The 15,101-nt window shown below is 67.0% G+C and carries 15 protein-coding genes; 10 read left to right on the top strand and 5 right to left on the bottom strand.

The window, feature by feature from the left end; translation table 11 throughout:
* Window positions 1-23: 23 nt before the first annotated feature.
* From ACE37B_RS10365 to ACE37B_RS10355, 3 genes are all read left to right on the top strand, one after another.
* Window positions 24-866 carry an NUDIX hydrolase gene (locus tag ACE37B_RS10365; protein ID WP_409923251.1) on the top strand — a complete coding sequence of 281 codons (843 nt, stop codon included), beginning with the start codon at window positions 24-26 and terminating at the stop codon, window positions 864-866.
* A gap of 94 nt (window positions 867-960) precedes the next feature.
* A complete protein-coding gene (locus tag ACE37B_RS10360; RefSeq protein WP_409923250.1) occupies window positions 961-1,665 on the top strand; it encodes a helix-turn-helix transcriptional regulator in 705 nt (234 codons plus the stop codon).
* A 75-nt stretch (window positions 1,666-1,740) separates the two neighbouring features.
* Window positions 1,741-2,070: a HesB/IscA family protein gene (locus tag ACE37B_RS10355; protein ID WP_409923249.1), complete on the top strand. Its 330-nt coding sequence runs from the start codon at window positions 1,741-1,743 to the stop codon at window positions 2,068-2,070.
* A gap of 87 nt (window positions 2,071-2,157) precedes the next feature.
* Here the strand turns inward: ACE37B_RS10355 and ACE37B_RS10350 are convergent, their stop codons facing one another.
* Window positions 2,158-3,129: a hypothetical protein gene (locus ACE37B_RS10350; protein WP_409923248.1), complete on the bottom strand. Its 972-nt coding sequence runs from the start codon at window positions 3,127-3,129 to the stop codon at window positions 2,158-2,160.
* Window positions 3,130-3,318: 189 nt separating this feature from the next.
* Here ACE37B_RS10350 and ACE37B_RS10345 point away from each other — a divergent pair, with 189 nt between their 5' ends.
* The 6 genes from ACE37B_RS10345 (at window position 3,319) to ACE37B_RS10320 (ending at window position 8,772) form a co-directional block, all read left to right on the top strand.
* A complete protein-coding gene (locus tag ACE37B_RS10345; protein ID WP_409923247.1) occupies window positions 3,319-5,028 on the top strand; it encodes a fasciclin domain-containing protein in 1,710 nt (569 codons plus the stop codon).
* A gap of 154 nt (window positions 5,029-5,182) precedes the next feature.
* Window positions 5,183-5,920 carry a hypothetical protein gene (locus ACE37B_RS10340; protein WP_409923246.1) on the top strand — a complete coding sequence of 246 codons (738 nt, stop codon included), beginning with the start codon at window positions 5,183-5,185 and terminating at the stop codon, window positions 5,918-5,920.
* Window positions 5,921-5,964: 44 nt separating this feature from the next.
* Entirely contained in the window at window positions 5,965-6,318 is a 354-nt protein-coding gene (locus ACE37B_RS10335; protein WP_409923245.1) for a RidA family protein, read from the top strand.
* Between the two features lie 9 nt (window positions 6,319-6,327).
* The gene (locus ACE37B_RS10330) at window positions 6,328-6,483 is read left to right on the top strand and encodes a hypothetical protein (protein WP_409923244.1); all 156 of its coding nucleotides are present in this window, start codon (window positions 6,328-6,330) and stop codon (window positions 6,481-6,483) included.
* A 20-nt stretch (window positions 6,484-6,503) separates the two neighbouring features.
* Window positions 6,504-7,913, top strand: coding sequence for an 8-oxoguanine deaminase (locus ACE37B_RS10325; protein WP_409923243.1), 1,410 nt, complete (start codon window positions 6,504-6,506; stop codon window positions 7,911-7,913).
* A gap of 124 nt (window positions 7,914-8,037) precedes the next feature.
* On the top strand, window positions 8,038-8,772 hold the full coding sequence (locus tag ACE37B_RS10320; protein ID WP_409923242.1) for a GDSL-type esterase/lipase family protein: 735 nt from the start codon (window positions 8,038-8,040) through the stop codon (window positions 8,770-8,772).
* Between the two features lie 57 nt (window positions 8,773-8,829).
* Here the strand turns inward: ACE37B_RS10320 and ACE37B_RS10315 are convergent, their stop codons facing one another.
* The 4 genes from ACE37B_RS10315 to glnII all read right to left on the bottom strand — a co-directional run bounded on the left by ACE37B_RS10315 (window position 8,830) and on the right by glnII (window position 12,188).
* Window positions 8,830-9,522, bottom strand: a complete 693-nt coding sequence (locus ACE37B_RS10315) for a DNA-binding response regulator (RefSeq protein ID WP_409923241.1) — start codon at window positions 9,520-9,522, stop codon at window positions 8,830-8,832.
* Window positions 9,519-9,689, bottom strand: coding sequence for a hypothetical protein (locus ACE37B_RS10310; RefSeq protein WP_409923240.1), 171 nt, complete (start codon window positions 9,687-9,689; stop codon window positions 9,519-9,521). Before ACE37B_RS10310 ends, ACE37B_RS10315 begins: the two co-directional genes overlap by 4 nt.
* Before the next feature lie 5 nt (window positions 9,690-9,694).
* On the bottom strand, window positions 9,695-11,029 hold the full coding sequence (locus tag ACE37B_RS10305) for a glutamine synthetase family protein (RefSeq protein WP_409923667.1): 1,335 nt from the start codon (window positions 11,027-11,029) through the stop codon (window positions 9,695-9,697).
* 148 nt (window positions 11,030-11,177) lie between these two features.
* Window positions 11,178-12,188: a glutamine synthetase GlnII gene (gene glnII, locus ACE37B_RS10300; RefSeq protein WP_409923239.1), complete on the bottom strand. Its 1,011-nt coding sequence runs from the start codon at window positions 12,186-12,188 to the stop codon at window positions 11,178-11,180.
* 268 nt (window positions 12,189-12,456) lie between these two features.
* On the opposite strand from glnII, the gene ACE37B_RS10295 reads away from it, so the two are divergent.
* The gene (locus ACE37B_RS10295; protein WP_409923238.1) at window positions 12,457-14,859 is read left to right on the top strand and encodes a PQQ-dependent sugar dehydrogenase; all 2,403 of its coding nucleotides are present in this window, start codon (window positions 12,457-12,459) and stop codon (window positions 14,857-14,859) included.
* Window positions 14,860-15,101 lie beyond the last annotated feature (242 nt).

The following is a 15,101-nucleotide window of genomic DNA, read 5'->3' as shown; positions in this document are numbered from 1 at the left end:
GCCGGTTGGGTACGGTGCGCCGAATGACCGATGAGTTCGATCCGACGACCGTGCCGATCCAGGCCGCCGCCACGGTGATGATGATTCGAGCGGGCGAGATGAACGACGACGGCTCGAGCATCGAAGTGTTCATGCTGCGACGCACGGGGAACGCGTCGTTCGGTGCTGGCATGTACGTGTTCCCCGGTGGCCGCGTGGACGACGTCGATGCGGCCGCCGGCATCGAACCGTACTGTCGTGGCCTCGACGATGCGTCGGCCTCGGCGCAGCTCGGTCTGGCTGCGGGTGGGCTCGCCTACTGGGTGGCCTCGATTCGCGAGTGCTTCGAGGAAGCGGGCATCCTGCTGGCGACCAAGCGTGACGGCTCGGCCCTCGAGTTGAACGACCACGATCGCCACGCCGTCCACGACGGGACGCTGTCGATGATCGAGCTGTGCCGCCGCGACGACCTGGTGCTCGAGCTCTCCACGACGCAATACGTCGACCACTGGATCACGCCGCTCGGGGAGAAGCGTCGATTCGATACGCGCTTCTTCGTCACCGAGGCGCCAGCGGGCCAGCAGGGCCTTCACGACGACAAGGAAACCGTCGACAGCCTGTGGGTCGAGCCGAGTGTCGCCTTGCAGATGATGGAGGCCGGCGAGTTGCAGATGATGCCGCCGACCGTCGCCAACCTGCGCTGGCTGACACCGTTCTCGACGCCGGCCGATGCGGTCGCTGCCGGGCAGGCGCTGACCGAGATCACGCCGATACTGCCCAAGCTTCTCCGAGACGAGTCGGGTCGCATCACCGGGATCTCCCGGCCCGGCGACGCCGACTACGACGACATCGTGATCGTCGACCCGCAGATGGACGCTCGAAGCTGATCCGCTCGTGACAGATCGGTTCGGTGCTGATCGTCGCGAATGAAGCTGCGGCCTGCTGTACTTTTCCCGGTCCAGCCCGTGTAATCTCGGAGGTGTGAATTCACCGATTCGACTCGATGTGCTCAAGGCGCTCGGTGACAACACGCGCTACGCGATCTATCTCGAGCTTGCTCGGGCGACGCGGCCACTGGCGACCAGCGACATCGCCGATGCGCTCGGGCTCCACTCGAACACCGTCCGCCCGCATCTGGAGCGAATGCGTGAGGTCGGCCTGTTGGAGGTGCAAGTCGGCGGCAGAGGCGACGTCGGTCGCCCACAACACCGATACTCCATCGCATCCGATGCACCGGCGCTCGGCCTCGAACCGCCCACCATGCCGGTCTTGGCGTCGATGGTCCTGTCGATGGCCAAGCGTCTCCAGGCGAGCACCGACGATGCCGTGGCAGTCGGGCGAGACGAAGGCCGCAGCCGCGCCCGGATGTACTCTCAGGCGCCGTCGACGCTCGAAGCGCTGGTGTCCGATCTCGATCGTCTGGGCTTCGATCCGTTGGTGACCGACGCACCGCCGCTGATCGACCCCGACGCTCACGACGACCTGATCGACGACGACGCCTCGGCGATCGTCGCCTTCGCGAATTGCCCGTTCGCCGAGCTCGCTCGGGAACATCCCGACCTCGTGTGCGGTTTGCATCAGGGTCTCGTCGCCGGCTTCGTCGCCGGGATGGGCGATGCCGACGCACACGATTTCTGCACCTTGACGAGCCGGACACCCTGCCAGGTGACCGTCTCGGCTCGATAACATCCACAATCATCGGGCCGGGTAACCGACCCGTCGACCGGTCTGGAGGTCCAGACCGACTACGGAGGCACCATCATGATCACGCTCACCGATCCCGCAGCTGTGAAGGTTGGCGAACTGCTCGCTGCCGAAGGCGCCGAAGAGCTCGCGTTGCGCGTTGCCGTTCGCCCCGGAGGCTGCTCGGGATTCTCCTACGAGATGTTCTTCGACGGCGACATCGCCGGCGACGACACCACGGCCGAGTACGGCCCTGACGGCAAGGTGCGCGTCGTGGTCGACCCGGCGTCGGCGCAGCTGCTCGAGGGTGCCACGCTCGACTACAAGGACGGGCTCGATCAGTCGGGCTTCGCCATCACGAACCCGAACGCGTCGCGCACCTGCGGGTGCGGCCAGTCGTTCTCCTGATCCGGGCCTGACCCGCCGGCGTCGCGGCCGCCGAGTCGCGTTTGCGCTGCGCTGCTACGCCGCTGGGCTCCCCCGTCCGCGGTCGGGTCAGCCGCGAGCGAGCGAGAGTCGCTCGCGCAGTTCGTCGGCGCCCCAGACGGCGTCGAGCCGGTCGACGATCACGCCGCTCGCGTCGGTGATGAACAGTGCCGGCTCGAAGTTCATGCCGACGGCGGTCACCGCCGGGGCGATCTCGGCGGCCGTCAGGTCGGTGAACACCTCGGCATGGACGAAGACGAAGTCGTCGGCGAATTCCGGCTCGATGCCGATCAACGACTCCAACGCGGGGGCGCACGTGCCCGTCTGGCAGAACGCCGGCGTGCCGACCATGTAGGCCACGTGGCGTCCGGACGCGAGCGCCTCGGCGAGGGTGACCTCGTGGAACGGGCAGATCGGCTCACGCGTGCAGACGGGTTCGACGCCTGCCGGATCATCGACCGTGGGCGTCTCGAAGCCCTCGAGCACGTCGCCGACGAGCGGAATCGGCACCTGGCTCGGTTCGAACACCTGGAAGCTGGCGCCTTCCTCGGGACCGCCGTCGACCACGAGCGCGTAGATGCCTGGCTCGTCGACGGTCGGCCGCCAGACGTAGTAGGCCGACGGCGTGATGTCGAGGCGGGTGGCGGTCAGTCGTTCACCGATCGGGTTGCCGTCGACGTCGACGACCTGCGCGCCGAGCGTGAGCGGCCCGTCGTTCACGAAATCCGCGGCCTGCACGAGACTGTGCGGGAGCCGCACTTCGCCGGGCACGAGGACGGCGCTCGGAAAGCGCTGCACGATCGTGAACGTGCCTGCTGCCAACTCCGATGAGTCGCCGGCGAACTCGGGGGCGACGGGACGGCCGTCGGTGTCCGACTCCGGTTCGACGTCGGGCAGCGTCGACTCGGACTCGCCGTCGCCACCGCACGCGGTGAGCAGCCCGGCCGACACGGCCCCGATGAGGAACGTCCGCCGAGGCATCGCGACGCGATCGAGCGCGAGGCGGGGTGTACCGGTCCGGGGGGTGGCGATGCGGTCCATGTGTCGTGGTCTCCGAGCGTTGTTCCGATGTGGTCGGGGGGTGGGGCGGTGGGGAGGAGCGTGGTGGGCGGCGAGGAGTGTGCGGGGAAGGCGGGTGCTGGGGAGGAGCGTGGAGGTGTGGTGTCCGCCGCGAGACGTTTCGTGGTGATATTGAATCGGCGCTGCCGGACGTGCGAACGTGGTCGAATCATGTCCAGCCCGCGCTCGAGGTCGTTTCGACGTTACCGCCGTCGAATCGTCGGCTGGGGTCTGCTCGTACTTGTTGTCATCTTCGTCGTCGGGGCGGTCATCACCCTCGGGCAGGTCGAACGCGACCTCGAGGATCGCGTCGACGAGGCGTTGGCGGAGGCCGGGTTCGTCGACGTGTCGGTCGAGTTCTCAGGGCAGGACGGCACCGTGCGATGTGCGCAGCCTCTCGCGACCCTCGATCAGGGCGTCGAGCAGAGCGTTGCGCAACTGGTTCGGGTCGCCGAGCAGGTCGATGGCGTTCGGGTGATCTCGGTGGACGCCGGCTGTGGCGACGCAGGTGACGCCGAGCCCGACGGACCGTCGGCGACCTTCGCCCCGACGTCGTCGGTCGACGGCTCGGCCGCGCCCTCGACCTCCGAGGGCACCGCGACCACAGCGATCGGGAGCGACCCTGCGGTGACGTCGACGACCGAGGTGGGAGGGGTCGAGACCGTGGCGACCTTGATCGCCCAGGATCCGCAGTTCAGCCAGTTCGCAGCGCTGCTCGAGCGAACCGGGTTGATCGAGTCCTTGAACGACCCCGGGCCGTTCACCGTGTTGGCGCCGACCGACGCAGCCTTCGATGCCGCGTTCGACGACCTCGGCGCCGATGCGTTCGAGTCGCTGATCAACGATGTCGACCGTTCGACGGCCCTGCTGTTGCGCCATGTCACCGATGTCGAGTTCGGGACGGCCGATCTCGTCAGCGGCTCGGTCGAGATGCGCGACGGCTCCGAGGTCGTCATCGATGCCAGCGGGCCGACGTTCCAGCGCGGTGACGTCGTGGCGGCGCTCCCGGAGGGAGCGGAACAGCAGGACATCGTCGCGACGAACGGGATCGTGCACGCGGTCGATCGAGTGTTTCTGAGCGATGATCTCGCCGACCCGTCACGGCCCGATCCACCGGTCGACCCGGACCCGTCGCGGGCCGACGCCGTCCTGTCCGGGGTGCTCGCAGATGGCAGGATCACGTTGTCGGGCACGGTGGCGAGCGAGGAGCAGCGGCAGCGCCTCGTCGACGCGGCGCGATTCGGGCGCTCGGATGCGAACGTCGTCGACGAACTCGACGTCGCCCCGCTCGACCAGCCGCTCGACCCCGACCTCGTCGACGGCGTCGTGCTGCTGATCGCGGCGATGCCGACGAACCTCGTCGACGGCACCGTCGTGGTCGTCGACGACGGGCTGCGTCTGACCGGGATCCACCTCGGCGATGCCGCACGAGATGCGATGCAAGCGTTCGCCGAGCAGGTCGGCGCCGAGACGGACCTCTCGCCGCGTGCGGTCGCGGACGCAGCGACCGCACAGGCGTTGCAGGATTCGCTCAACGAGTTCGTTCGTTCGGAGCCGATCACGTTCGAATCGAACGCTGCCGAACTCACCACCGAGGCCGAGGCCGTGCTCGAGCAGGTCGCTGCCCGCGCTCTGCGCCTCGAGGCCGTGCGGATCGCCGTCATCGGCCACACCGATTCCGAAGGGGATCCGGGCCGCAACCTCGCATTGAGCGAGCAGCGCTCCGAGACCGTGCGCGACGAACTGGTGCGGCTCGGATTCCCCGCCGATCGGCTGACGACCGAGGGACGAGGGCTCACCGAACCGATCCTCGACGCGTCCGGAGTCGAAGATCGCGCGGCGAGCCGTCGCGTCGAGTTCGAAGTCGAGGTCGGCTCGTGACCACGAGCGCTGTGATGGTCGAGATGTGATGGTCGTGCTGTGATGGTCGAGATGTGATGGTCGTGCTGTGATGGTCGAGATGTGATGGTCGTGCTGTGATGATGAAGATCGTTCACCGCGTTGGTTCGCGGTCCCTGCGATTCGTGGAGATGTCGTGCCCTACACCCTCGTGAAGTTCTTGCTGTGGTTCGGTCTCGCCGCAGTCGTCGGCGTCGCCATCGGCTGGGCGCTGCGAAGCCTTCGGGCCCGCGCCGAACTCTCGGCGCTGCGCGGGACGCAGGTCGATGCCGAAGAACTCGGGCGGTTGCGCGGCCAACGCGACAACCTCGACGAGGTACTCGCGGAGCGCGATCGCCTCCGAGCCCTCGTCGCCGACCTCCAGAGCTCACAGATCGGCAAGGGCGTCGCCTCGACGGAGCCGACGGACGCTGTCCCAGACGAGCCCAGCGCCGGATCCAGCCGAGCGAGCAGCCAGGACGGCAGCCAGGACGGCAGCGCGGAGACCAGCTCCGACGCGAGCCAGGGCGGCAGCGGCGAGAGCACGGAGGCCGTCGAGCCCGAGGTGACCCCGGCCGACGCCGGCGTCGGTGCCGGACCGCTCGATGCGGTGGCGGCTGCCGTCGTCCTCGGCCGGGCGATCGAGATCGACGACCTCACGGTCGTGGAAGGGATCGGACCCAAGATCGCCGAACTGTGTCGCGGTGTGGGTATCACGACCTGGCAGGAACTCGCGGACACGAACGCCGACGAGCTGCGGTCGATGCTCCACGACGCTGGCTCTCGGTATCGGGTGCATCGACCGGACACGTGGCCGGCGCAGGCATCGCTCCTGGCCCGAGGGGCCTGGAGCGAGTTCGTCGCGTTCACCGACGACCTCGGCTCGCGCTCGTGACCGGAACCGATGCGATTCCGATCGATCCGGCGTACTCTGAGGAGATGAGCAAGCCACTGGGTCCGTACACGCCGGTCGTTCGCGCCGGTGACTTCGTCTTCGTGTCCGGGCAGGGCGCGCTCGTCGACGGCAAGAAGATCGACGGCGGGGTCGTCGCCGAGACCGAGCAGGCGATGAAGAACCTCGCAGCGCTGCTCGAGTCCGTCGGCGCGTCACTCGGCGACGTGGTGAAGACGACGTGCTTCCTGACCGACATGGAGAACTACGCGGCGTTCAACCGTGCGTACTCGGCGGCGTTCGGAGACCATCGTCCGGCGCGTTCGTGCGTGGCCGTCGCTGCGCTGCCGGCGAACTTCCTCGTCGAGATCGAAGCGGTCGCCTACCTGCCTGCCGAGTAGGATCCGGGTATGGCTGGAGCGATTGCACTCATCGTGGCGATGCTGCTGATCCCCGTTGCGGTGATCATGAGCGGCGCTGCTGCATCGGCGATCATCGGCGAGTTTCTTCGCCGTGACGGCATCGCTCGACACCCGGGCAGCGAGCTGCTCGAGCTCGAAGACTGACGAGCCTGCGGGCCGACGGCATGTCCGACGCATCGTCTGGCGACCCGCGAGCCAGCGGACCAGATCGTGCGGTTCACGATCTGGTCGTCGCCAACGCTCGCTGCGTCGCAACGGTCGACGACCAGCGCCGCGAACTCCACGGCGGATGGGTCGCGATCACCGACGGCCTCGTCTCGGGGGTCGGAGACGGGGAGGCGCCCGCCGCGAGGGAACGGCTCGACGCCACCGATTGTCTGGTGACGCCCGGCCTCGTCAACACGCATCATCACCTCTACCAGAATCTGACGCGGGCGTACCCGCCGATGACCGACAAACCGCTCTTCGGATGGCTGCAGTCGCTGTACCCGCTCTGGAGATCCATCGACACCGAGTCGGTCTACACCTCGGCGTGGGTGGGCCTCGCCGAGCTGGCGCTGTCGGGGTGCACGACCTCGACCGACCACCTCTACGTCCATCCGAGGGGTGCGGGAGATCTGCTCACCGCTGAGATCGATGCTGCCCGTGACCTCGGCATCCGCTTCCACCCGACACGCGGGTCGATGTCGCTGTCGGAGAAGGACGGCGGGTTGCCACCCGACGACGTGGTCGCCGACGACGACGAGATCCTCGCCGCGTGCGAGGAGGCGGTCGCTCGACATCACGATCGGTCCTTCGGAGCGATGACCCGAGTGGCATTGGCGCCGTGCTCGCCGTTCTCGGTCACCGAAGACCTGATGGTTCGCACCGCCGAGCTCGCGGAGCGACTCGACGTGCGACTCCACACGCACTTCGCCGAGAACGCCGAAGACGACGAGTTCAGTCTTGCGACGTTCGGATGCCGCCCGATGGAGTATCTGGAGCGAACCGGCTGGTGCACCGATCGCACCTGGGTCGCGCACTGCGTCATGCCCAACGACGACGAGGTCGCTCGCCTCGGCGCGGCCGGCATCGGCGCGGCGCATTGCCCGTCCAGCAATCTGATCCTCGCGTCGGGCATCTCGCCCGTGGTCTCCTTGCGCGCTGCCGGCGTCAAGGTGGGGATCGGCGTCGATGGGTCGTCGTCGGCCGACAGCGCGTCGATGTGGCTGGAGGCCCGTCAGGCGATGTTGCTCGCGAAGCTTCGCGACGGCGCGTCGGCAGGCACCGCTCGGATGGCGCTCGAGATGGCGACGATCGGCGGCGCCGGATGTCTCGGACGAGAAGGCGAGATCGGCACGCTGCAGGTGGGAGCGGTCGCCGACGTCGCCGTGTGGTCGCTGACCGGTCCGTCGTTCGCCGGCGCGATCGCGGATCCGATCGAAGCATGGCTGCGCTGCGGCCCGTCGGCCGCACGCGACACGATCGTCGCTGGCCGAGCGATCGTGCGCAACGGCGAGCTCGTCACCGATCGGCTCGAGGAGATGCTGCGGCTGCACGCCGTGCTCGCCAGCAAGATCCAACAACTCGACTGAGTTCCCGCTCGCTCGTCGTGCGTGGCGTCGAGCATCGAGCGATCCCGAGGGTGTGCGCCGTCGCCGTGGAGCAATCCTGACGGCGTGACGTCGCAGCGGGCGATGTGTTCGCCAGACTGTGCACGTGAAGCTCGTCGGAACCAGTGCGTTGATCGTCGCGATGGCGCTGTCGGTCGCGTCGTGTGGCGGGTCGGCGACCGACGCCGGTCAGCCGTTCGTGGAGTCCCCGCTGCCGACGATCGGTCTCGGCTCCGACACCGGATCCGGCAGCATCTCGGGAGGGGCCGACGTGCGAGCCATCGACGTCGGCGCCATCGAGTCCGTGGTCATGATCGGTGACTCCATCACGGTCGGTTCGACGCCACTGCTCGACGAGCAGCTTCGACAGCTCGGTTTTGCCGAGGTCACGATCTCGGCCCAGACCGGCAAACGGATGGACGTGAGCTTCGGGAGCAACGCCAGTGGGTCGTCGATCGCACGGTTCGTCGCCGGCGATCAGAACGGGTCGGCGGCCGAGACGTTGTGGATCGTGGCCCTGGGAACCAACGACATCGGCCAGTACAGCTCCGACGACGAGATCGAGTCCGCGATCGACGAGGTGCTGGCGCCGATTCCCGACAACGCACCGCTGGTGTGGATCAACACGTACTTCCGTGATCGGGTCGAGGGGACGATCGCGGTCAACGAGGCGATCGAGCGGCGACTCGTCGAGCGCGGCAACGCCACGATCGGCCGGTGGAGCGAGGTGGCGCCCAACGACGGCATCCTGCGCAGTGACGGCGTTCACCCTGGCGACGACGGCGCGAAGGTGTTCGCGCAATTCGTGACCCTCACGGTTGCCGACTTTCTCCAACGTTGAGCCGACGGCTCCGGCAAACTCGTCGTCAACGCCTGGTGCCTGACCCCGAGTGTTGCGTCAGGAGTCCCAGCGCGACTGGCCGAAGCGATAACCGACCGAGCGAACGGTCTGGATCAATCCGGCGTGCTCCTCGCCGAGCTTGGCGCGCAATCGTCGAACGTGCACGTCGACGGTGCGAGCCCCGCCGTAGTACTCATAACCCCACACTCGACTCAGGAGAATTTCGCGTGTGAACACCTTGCCCGGGTTCTGCGCGAGGAACTTCAGGAGCTCGTACTCCATGTAGGTCATGTCGAGCGGCCGACCGACGATCGATGCCTGGTAGGTCTCGAGGTTGAGGACGAGGTCGCCGTACTCGACGAGATCAGCGTGCACGACTTCGACTTCGGCCGCGAGGAGATGCCGCAGGCGCGCCTCCAGCTCGGCCGGATGGAACGGGCTGAGGCAGAAATCGTCGAACAGATCGTCACGATGCTGGAGTTCGCCCAACTGGGTGCCATTGACGAGCACGAGCGCTGGGATCGGCGAGGTGTGCTGCGCCCGGATCGACCGCAGGAAGGTCCACGCGCCATCGACGCTCTCGGTGGCATCGACGACGATGCCGGCCCAGCCACCATCGGGTTCGGCTTCGCTCGCCGTCGTGATCGACGACACGGCCTTCCACGAGTAGCCCGCCAAGTCGAGCGTGCGAGCGAGCTCGGGCGAGGCGGGGTCGGGAACGACCGCCAGCATTCGAGTCGAGTCGGTCATGCGGGTCCTCCGGTGGCGAGCAGGCTGGCAGGCAGATGGGCGAGCACGGTGGTAGGCAGAGTGGCTGGCACGTCGTGGGGGCATCTGGCCCCGACGACGTCGAAACCACGGCGTTCGGACACGGCGAGCAAGGTGCCGAGATCGAGCAGAGGGCCGACGGTGAGCATGGTCCTTACAGTGCCCTCAGGTACCGATTCGTCTCGAACGGTGTCACCTGCGTCTTGTAGGCGCGCCACTCGGATCGCTTGTTGCGGACGAACCACTCGAAGATGTGCTCACCGAGCGCTTCGCGGGCGAGGGTGGAGCGCTCCATGATGATGAGCGCATCGTTGAGCGACTGCGGGAGTTGGCCGATGCCGAGCTTTTCGAGCACCGCATCGTCGATCTCGAACAGGTTGGCGTCGGCCTCGTCGGGCAGTTCGTAGCCTTCCTCGACGCCGCGCATCCCTGCAGCGAGCAAGAGGCTGAACGCCAGATATGGGTTGCACGCCGGGTCGGGCGAGCGGTATTCGATACGGGTCGCGAGCGGGTTGTTGCGCTTGGCGATCGGCACGCGAATCAGGCCGCTGCGGTTGTTGCGAGCCCAGCTGACGTGCACGGGCGCCTCGAAGTTCGGCACGAGTCGCTTGTAGCTGTTGACGGTCTGGTTGGTGACGGCGGTGATTTCCGACGCGTGACGAAGCAAGCCGGCCATGAACGACTTTGCCGTGCCGGAGAGGCTGTAGGCGTCGGAGTCGTCGAAGAACGCATTGTCGTCGCCTCGGAACAACGACATGTGGAGGTGCATGCCCGACCCCTGCAACCCTTCGAGCGGCTTGGGCATGAACGTTGCGTGCACCCCGTTGCGTGCGGCGATCTCGCGGACGGCGAGACGGAAGGTCATGACGCTGTCGGCCATCGTCAGCGCATCGGTATGGCGAAGGTCGATCTCCTGCTGGCCGGGGGCGTCCTCGTGAAAGCTGTACTCGACGGGGATGCCCATCGATTCGAGTGTCCGGATCGTGCGCTTGCGCAACTCGCCCGTGACGTCGTTGGTGGTGAGGTCGAAGAAGCCGCCGTCGTCGATCGGGACCGGCGGCTGTCCCTTCTGCAGCTGCTCGAAGTAGAAGAACTCGATGTCGGGGGCCACGTAGAAGGTGAGGCCGGCCTCGTGGGCGGCCTTGATGTGGCGTCGCAGTACTTGACGTGGATCACCCTCGAACGGCGTCCCGTCGAGGTGATGGATGTCGCAAAAGACGCGAGCTTCCGGTTCGTTGGGATCGCCCCATGGGAGGAGTTCGAACGTGTCGGGATCGGGGATCGCGAGCACGTCGGCTTCCTGGACGCGTGAGAACCCGTCGATGGACGATCCGTCGAAGGTCATGCCGTCACTCAACGCGTTGTCGAGTTCGGCTGGCGAGATCGCCAGGCTCTTCAAGTTGCCGAGCACGTCGGTGAACCAGAGCCGGATCAACCGGACTCCGCGCTCCTCCACCGATCGCAAGACGTATTCCCGCTGCTGGTCAATCATGCTCACGCCTCCACTCTCTCAAAACCGGACGCAATTTGCGACCCCGGAAAAGCACGGCAGGGCGAAGCGTGCGCTCCGCCCTGCCTGCAGGTCATCGTCGGTGAGCGCCCGAACCACGCGTCCGGGGCCGCTCACACGAGTTCGGTCACTTCATCGCGGAGCAGACCGTGTCGGTCACGAGGCGTGCGACGACGTAGGGGTCCATGTTGCCGTTGGGGCGGCGGTCCTCCAGGTAGCCCTTCTTGTCGACCGACACCTGCCACGGGATGCGGATCGACGCGCCGCGGTCGGACACGCCGTAGCTGAACTGGTCGTAGCGCTGCGTCTCGTGCGCTCCGGTGAGGCGGTCTTCGACGCCGACGCCGTAGTTGGCGATGTGTAGCGCCGCTTTTTCGCCGAGCGCCTTGCAGCCGGCTTCGATGTAGGAGTAGCCGCCGTCTTCGCGCATCTCCTTGGTCGAGAAGTTGGTGTGTGCACCCGCTCCGTTCCAGTCACCCTTGACCGGCTTGGCGTCGATGCTGATGACGACGCCGAAGTCCTCGGCGATGCGGTGGAGCAGCCAGCGGGCGACCCACAGTTCGTCGGCGACTTCGAGCAGGCCGCGAGGTCCGACCTGGAACTCCCACTGACCGGGCATGACCTCGGCGTTGATGCCTGACAGGCCGACGCCAGCCGCGAGGCAGGCGTCCATGTGCTCTTCGGCGATCTGGCGGCCGGTGATGGCGATCTCGCCGACACCGCAGTAGTAGGGGCCCTGCGGAGCGGGGAAGCCGTCGTCGGGGAAGCCCAGCGGGTTGCCGTTCGGGCGCAGCATCGTGTATTCCTGCTCGATACCGAACAGCGGCTCGTGCTTCTTGTACTTCTTGGCGGTGCGTGCTGCGGTGAAACGCGTGTTGGTCGGGTGCGGCTTGCCGTCGACGAGCATGACTTCACAGAGCACGAGGACGTTGTCGCCGCCACGGATCGGATCCGGGAACGTACGAACCGGGTTGAGGACGCAGTCACTCTTGTCGCCGGTGGCCTGGTTGGTCGAAGAACCGTCGAAACCCCAGATGGGGAACTCGGTCGTGCCGTCCTCGCAGATCTTCGTCTTCGAGCGAAGTGTCGGCGTCGGCTCGGCGCCGTCGATCCAGATGTACTCGGCCTTGATTGCCACGTTGTCCTCGATTCCTGTCGGTGATTGGGCAGCGACAATGTATCGGCCGCCCGATGACGGGTCGCAGCGTGCCAGTGAGCGATTGCGGAGCCGTTGCCCGACTGTGAACGCCGCGTGAACAGGCCAGCGCAGAGCGGTCGCGTCGCCGTACCGTCGACCGGTCGAGGGACCGCAGACGTCGACCGGTCGAGGGACCGCAGACGTCGACCGGTCGAGGGACCGTTGAAGTCGACCGGTGTCGTTGCGTCGTGATGACTACCTTGGTCTGATGGGCCGCCGCTGTCGAATCCTGTCGTCGTCCGCTCACTGCGTCGCGATCGCGCTCGGTGTCTCCGTGCTCGTCGCCGCGGGCACCGGTCCGGTTCCGGCCTCGGCGCTGCCGAACGGGTTCGACGACGAGCAGATGGCCTCCGTGTCTCGTCCGACCACGATCGAGGCGTTGCCCGATGGCCGGGTGATCGTGCTCGAACAGGGAGGAACGATCAAACGCATCGACCCGTCGGTGCCAGGCGTGGCTCCGACGGTGACCACGGTCGGCGAACTCAGCGTCTGTTCCGACAGCGAGCGCGGATTGCTCGGCTTCGCGACCGATCCGGCGTTCTTCACCACCGGCGTCGTCTATCTGTATTACACGATGCCCTCCGGCGAGCCGGGTGGTTGCCACAACCGTGTCAGTCGGTTCGTGATGGACGAGAACGGCCTCGATCGGTCGAGCGAGCAGGTTCTCGTCGACAACATCTCCTCGGTGAACGGCAATCACAACGGCGGTGACATCGAGATCGGCAACGACGGGAACCTCTACATCGCCGTCGGCGACGCAGGGCGCGACCCGCGTGGCGACTCGGGAACCGCCGGCTCGAACGACGCGGCCCAGGACATGTCGTTGCTCAACGGCAAGATCTTGCGCGTCGACCGTTTCACGGGTCTGGCTGTGGACGGCAACCCGTTCACGAATCCGGGCGCGGGCGGCGTCGACTGTCGTCTCCGAGGCAACCGCCCTGACACCCCGACGACTCCGTGCAACGAGATCTTCGCGTCCGGTCTGCGAAACCCGTACCGGTTCGCCTTCGACCCGAACACCAGCGACACCCGCTTCTTCATCAACGACGTCGGACAGAACACGATCGAAGAGGTGAACGAGGGCCAGTTGAATGCCAACTACGGCTGGCCGGAGCGGGAGGGTTCGTGTCCGCAGGGATCGACGCCGCCATGTGGCGCGACGCCGCCCCGGTTCACCGACCCGATCGTCGAGTACGACCACGACACCGGGTTGTACGTCACTGCCGGGGCGTTCGTACCCGACGGCGTGTGGCCGGAGGCGTACGACGGCGGCTACCTGTTCGCGGACGGCGCGTTCGGTGACGTCTGGCTGCGGACGGCGTCGGGCACCGTCGACTTCGACAATCCGTTCCTGGACACGAGTCGTCCGGTCGACATGGTCTTCGTGCACAGCGCCGACGGGGCGTCGCTGTGGTATGTCCAGCAGAACGGCGAGGTTCGTCGTGTGACCGCGCCGATACCGCCGACCGCTGCTGCCTCCGGAGCGCTCCGCTACGAGCCGTTGCCGTCGATGGATCGGCGTTTCGACTCCCGTGAGCAGTTGCCGGCGGCGCCGCTGCGGGCCGGTCAGACCCGACTGATCGACATCGACGCCCCCGATGGCGCCACTGCCGCCCTGGTCAATCTGACGCTCGTTCGCCCGGCGTCGGAAGGCTCCTACGTCACGGCGTTCGCGCCGCGCGCGGCTCGACCCACGACGTCGAACGTCAACGCTCCGGCTGGCGCAGCCGTCGGGAATGCGTCGATCATCCCGGTCGGCGACGACGGTTCTGTGCTGCTGTACACCTCGGTCACCTCGGGGGTCGTGGTCGACGTCGCAGGGTTCTTCTTCGCCGCTCCCGGTCCGGTGGCGGCGGGACGCTTCGTCGCTGTGTCACCGCAGCGACTGATCGACACGCGCCAACCCGTCGGCGTCGACAACGAGTTCGCTGAGATCGACGGATCGATCGTGCGCGTGCCGGTGACCGGACCTGCGTCGATTCCCGACGACGTCGGCCGGATCGACGCGATCGTCGTCACGATCGCCGGCATCAACAACGAGGGGTCGCCGGGCGGATTCGCAACGGCGTTCCCGAGCGGCAGCGCTCGGCCGCTCGCCTCGAGCGTCAACGTCAATGGCGATGCCGACGTTCGAGCGAATCTCGCCGTCGTGCCGGTGTCGGCCGACGGGACGATCGACGTGTATCTCGAGCGCATCGACAACATCACCATCGACGTCGCCGGCTACTTCAGCGGCGCGTCGTCACCGGCCGACACCGTCGGTCGTTTTCGATTGTCGACGCCGACCCGCGAGGCTGACTCGCGTACCGGCGAGGGGGCGGGGGCGATCGCTGGGTTCGGCGACGCCGGTTCGGTCGGATTCGACCCCACGGTGCCTGACACGGCCTCGGCGATCGCGCAGAACCTCACGCTCGCCAAGTCGGGCGGCCGAGGTTTCGTGACGGCGTACCCGTCCGAGCCGCTCCCGACGGTGTCGAGTATCAACGCGAGCGGTCCGGAACAGGTACGTGGCGCCCTCGGGTTCGTGGCACTCGCCGAAGACGGTTCGCTGCGGATCTTCTCCTCGGTCGACAACGGATTGGTGATCGACAGCTTCGGGTGGTTCGAGTAGCGGCGTTCGCTGTCAGCGAGCGGCCCCGAGCCTGTCGGCAAGAGTGTGTCAACATTGTTTGGCTTGGGGACTCGAGGGGTACCCTGGAACGACCCGCCAACGCCATCCATGGCGTTCGGGTCCAACGTCATGATTCTTCGAGCCTTCCTTCGCCTCCTGGGTCAGCAGACGATGGCGTTCGACAACGCCCTCGTCCCCCTCGACGACGACGTCTGACCGACCGGCTCCCCGCTGCATCCAAC

It is taken from the genome of Ilumatobacter sp. (genome assembly GCF_046290335.1).
Taxonomy (GTDB): domain Bacteria; phylum Actinomycetota; class Acidimicrobiia; order Acidimicrobiales; family Ilumatobacteraceae; genus Ilumatobacter_A.
This window is presented reverse-complemented; position numbering and strand designations above follow the sequence as displayed.

Bases quoted from the DNA above. Each gene is read 5' to 3' on its own strand.
- ACE37B_RS10365 (WP_409923251.1), top strand. From the start codon at position 24: ATGACCGATGAGTTCGATCCGACGACCGTGCCGATCCAGGCCGCCGCC.
- ACE37B_RS10355 (WP_409923249.1), top strand. From the start codon at position 1,741: ATGATCACGCTCACCGATCCCGCAGCTGTGAAGGTTGGCGAACTGCTC.
- ACE37B_RS10350 (WP_409923248.1), bottom strand. From the start codon at position 3,129: ATGGACCGCATCGCCACCCCCCGGACCGGTACACCCCGCCTCGCGCTC.
- ACE37B_RS10345 (WP_409923247.1), top strand. From the start codon at position 3,319: ATGTCCAGCCCGCGCTCGAGGTCGTTTCGACGTTACCGCCGTCGAATC.
- ACE37B_RS10335 (WP_409923245.1), top strand. From the start codon at position 5,965: ATGAGCAAGCCACTGGGTCCGTACACGCCGGTCGTTCGCGCCGGTGAC.
- ACE37B_RS10330 (WP_409923244.1), top strand. From the start codon at position 6,328: ATGGCTGGAGCGATTGCACTCATCGTGGCGATGCTGCTGATCCCCGTT.
- ACE37B_RS10325 (WP_409923243.1), top strand. From the start codon at position 6,504: ATGTCCGACGCATCGTCTGGCGACCCGCGAGCCAGCGGACCAGATCGT.
- ACE37B_RS10315 (WP_409923241.1), bottom strand. From the start codon at position 9,522: ATGACCGACTCGACTCGAATGCTGGCGGTCGTTCCCGACCCCGCCTCG.
- ACE37B_RS10310 (WP_409923240.1), bottom strand. From the start codon at position 9,689: ATGCTCACCGTCGGCCCTCTGCTCGATCTCGGCACCTTGCTCGCCGTG.
- ACE37B_RS10295 (WP_409923238.1), top strand. From the start codon at position 12,457: ATGGGCCGCCGCTGTCGAATCCTGTCGTCGTCCGCTCACTGCGTCGCG.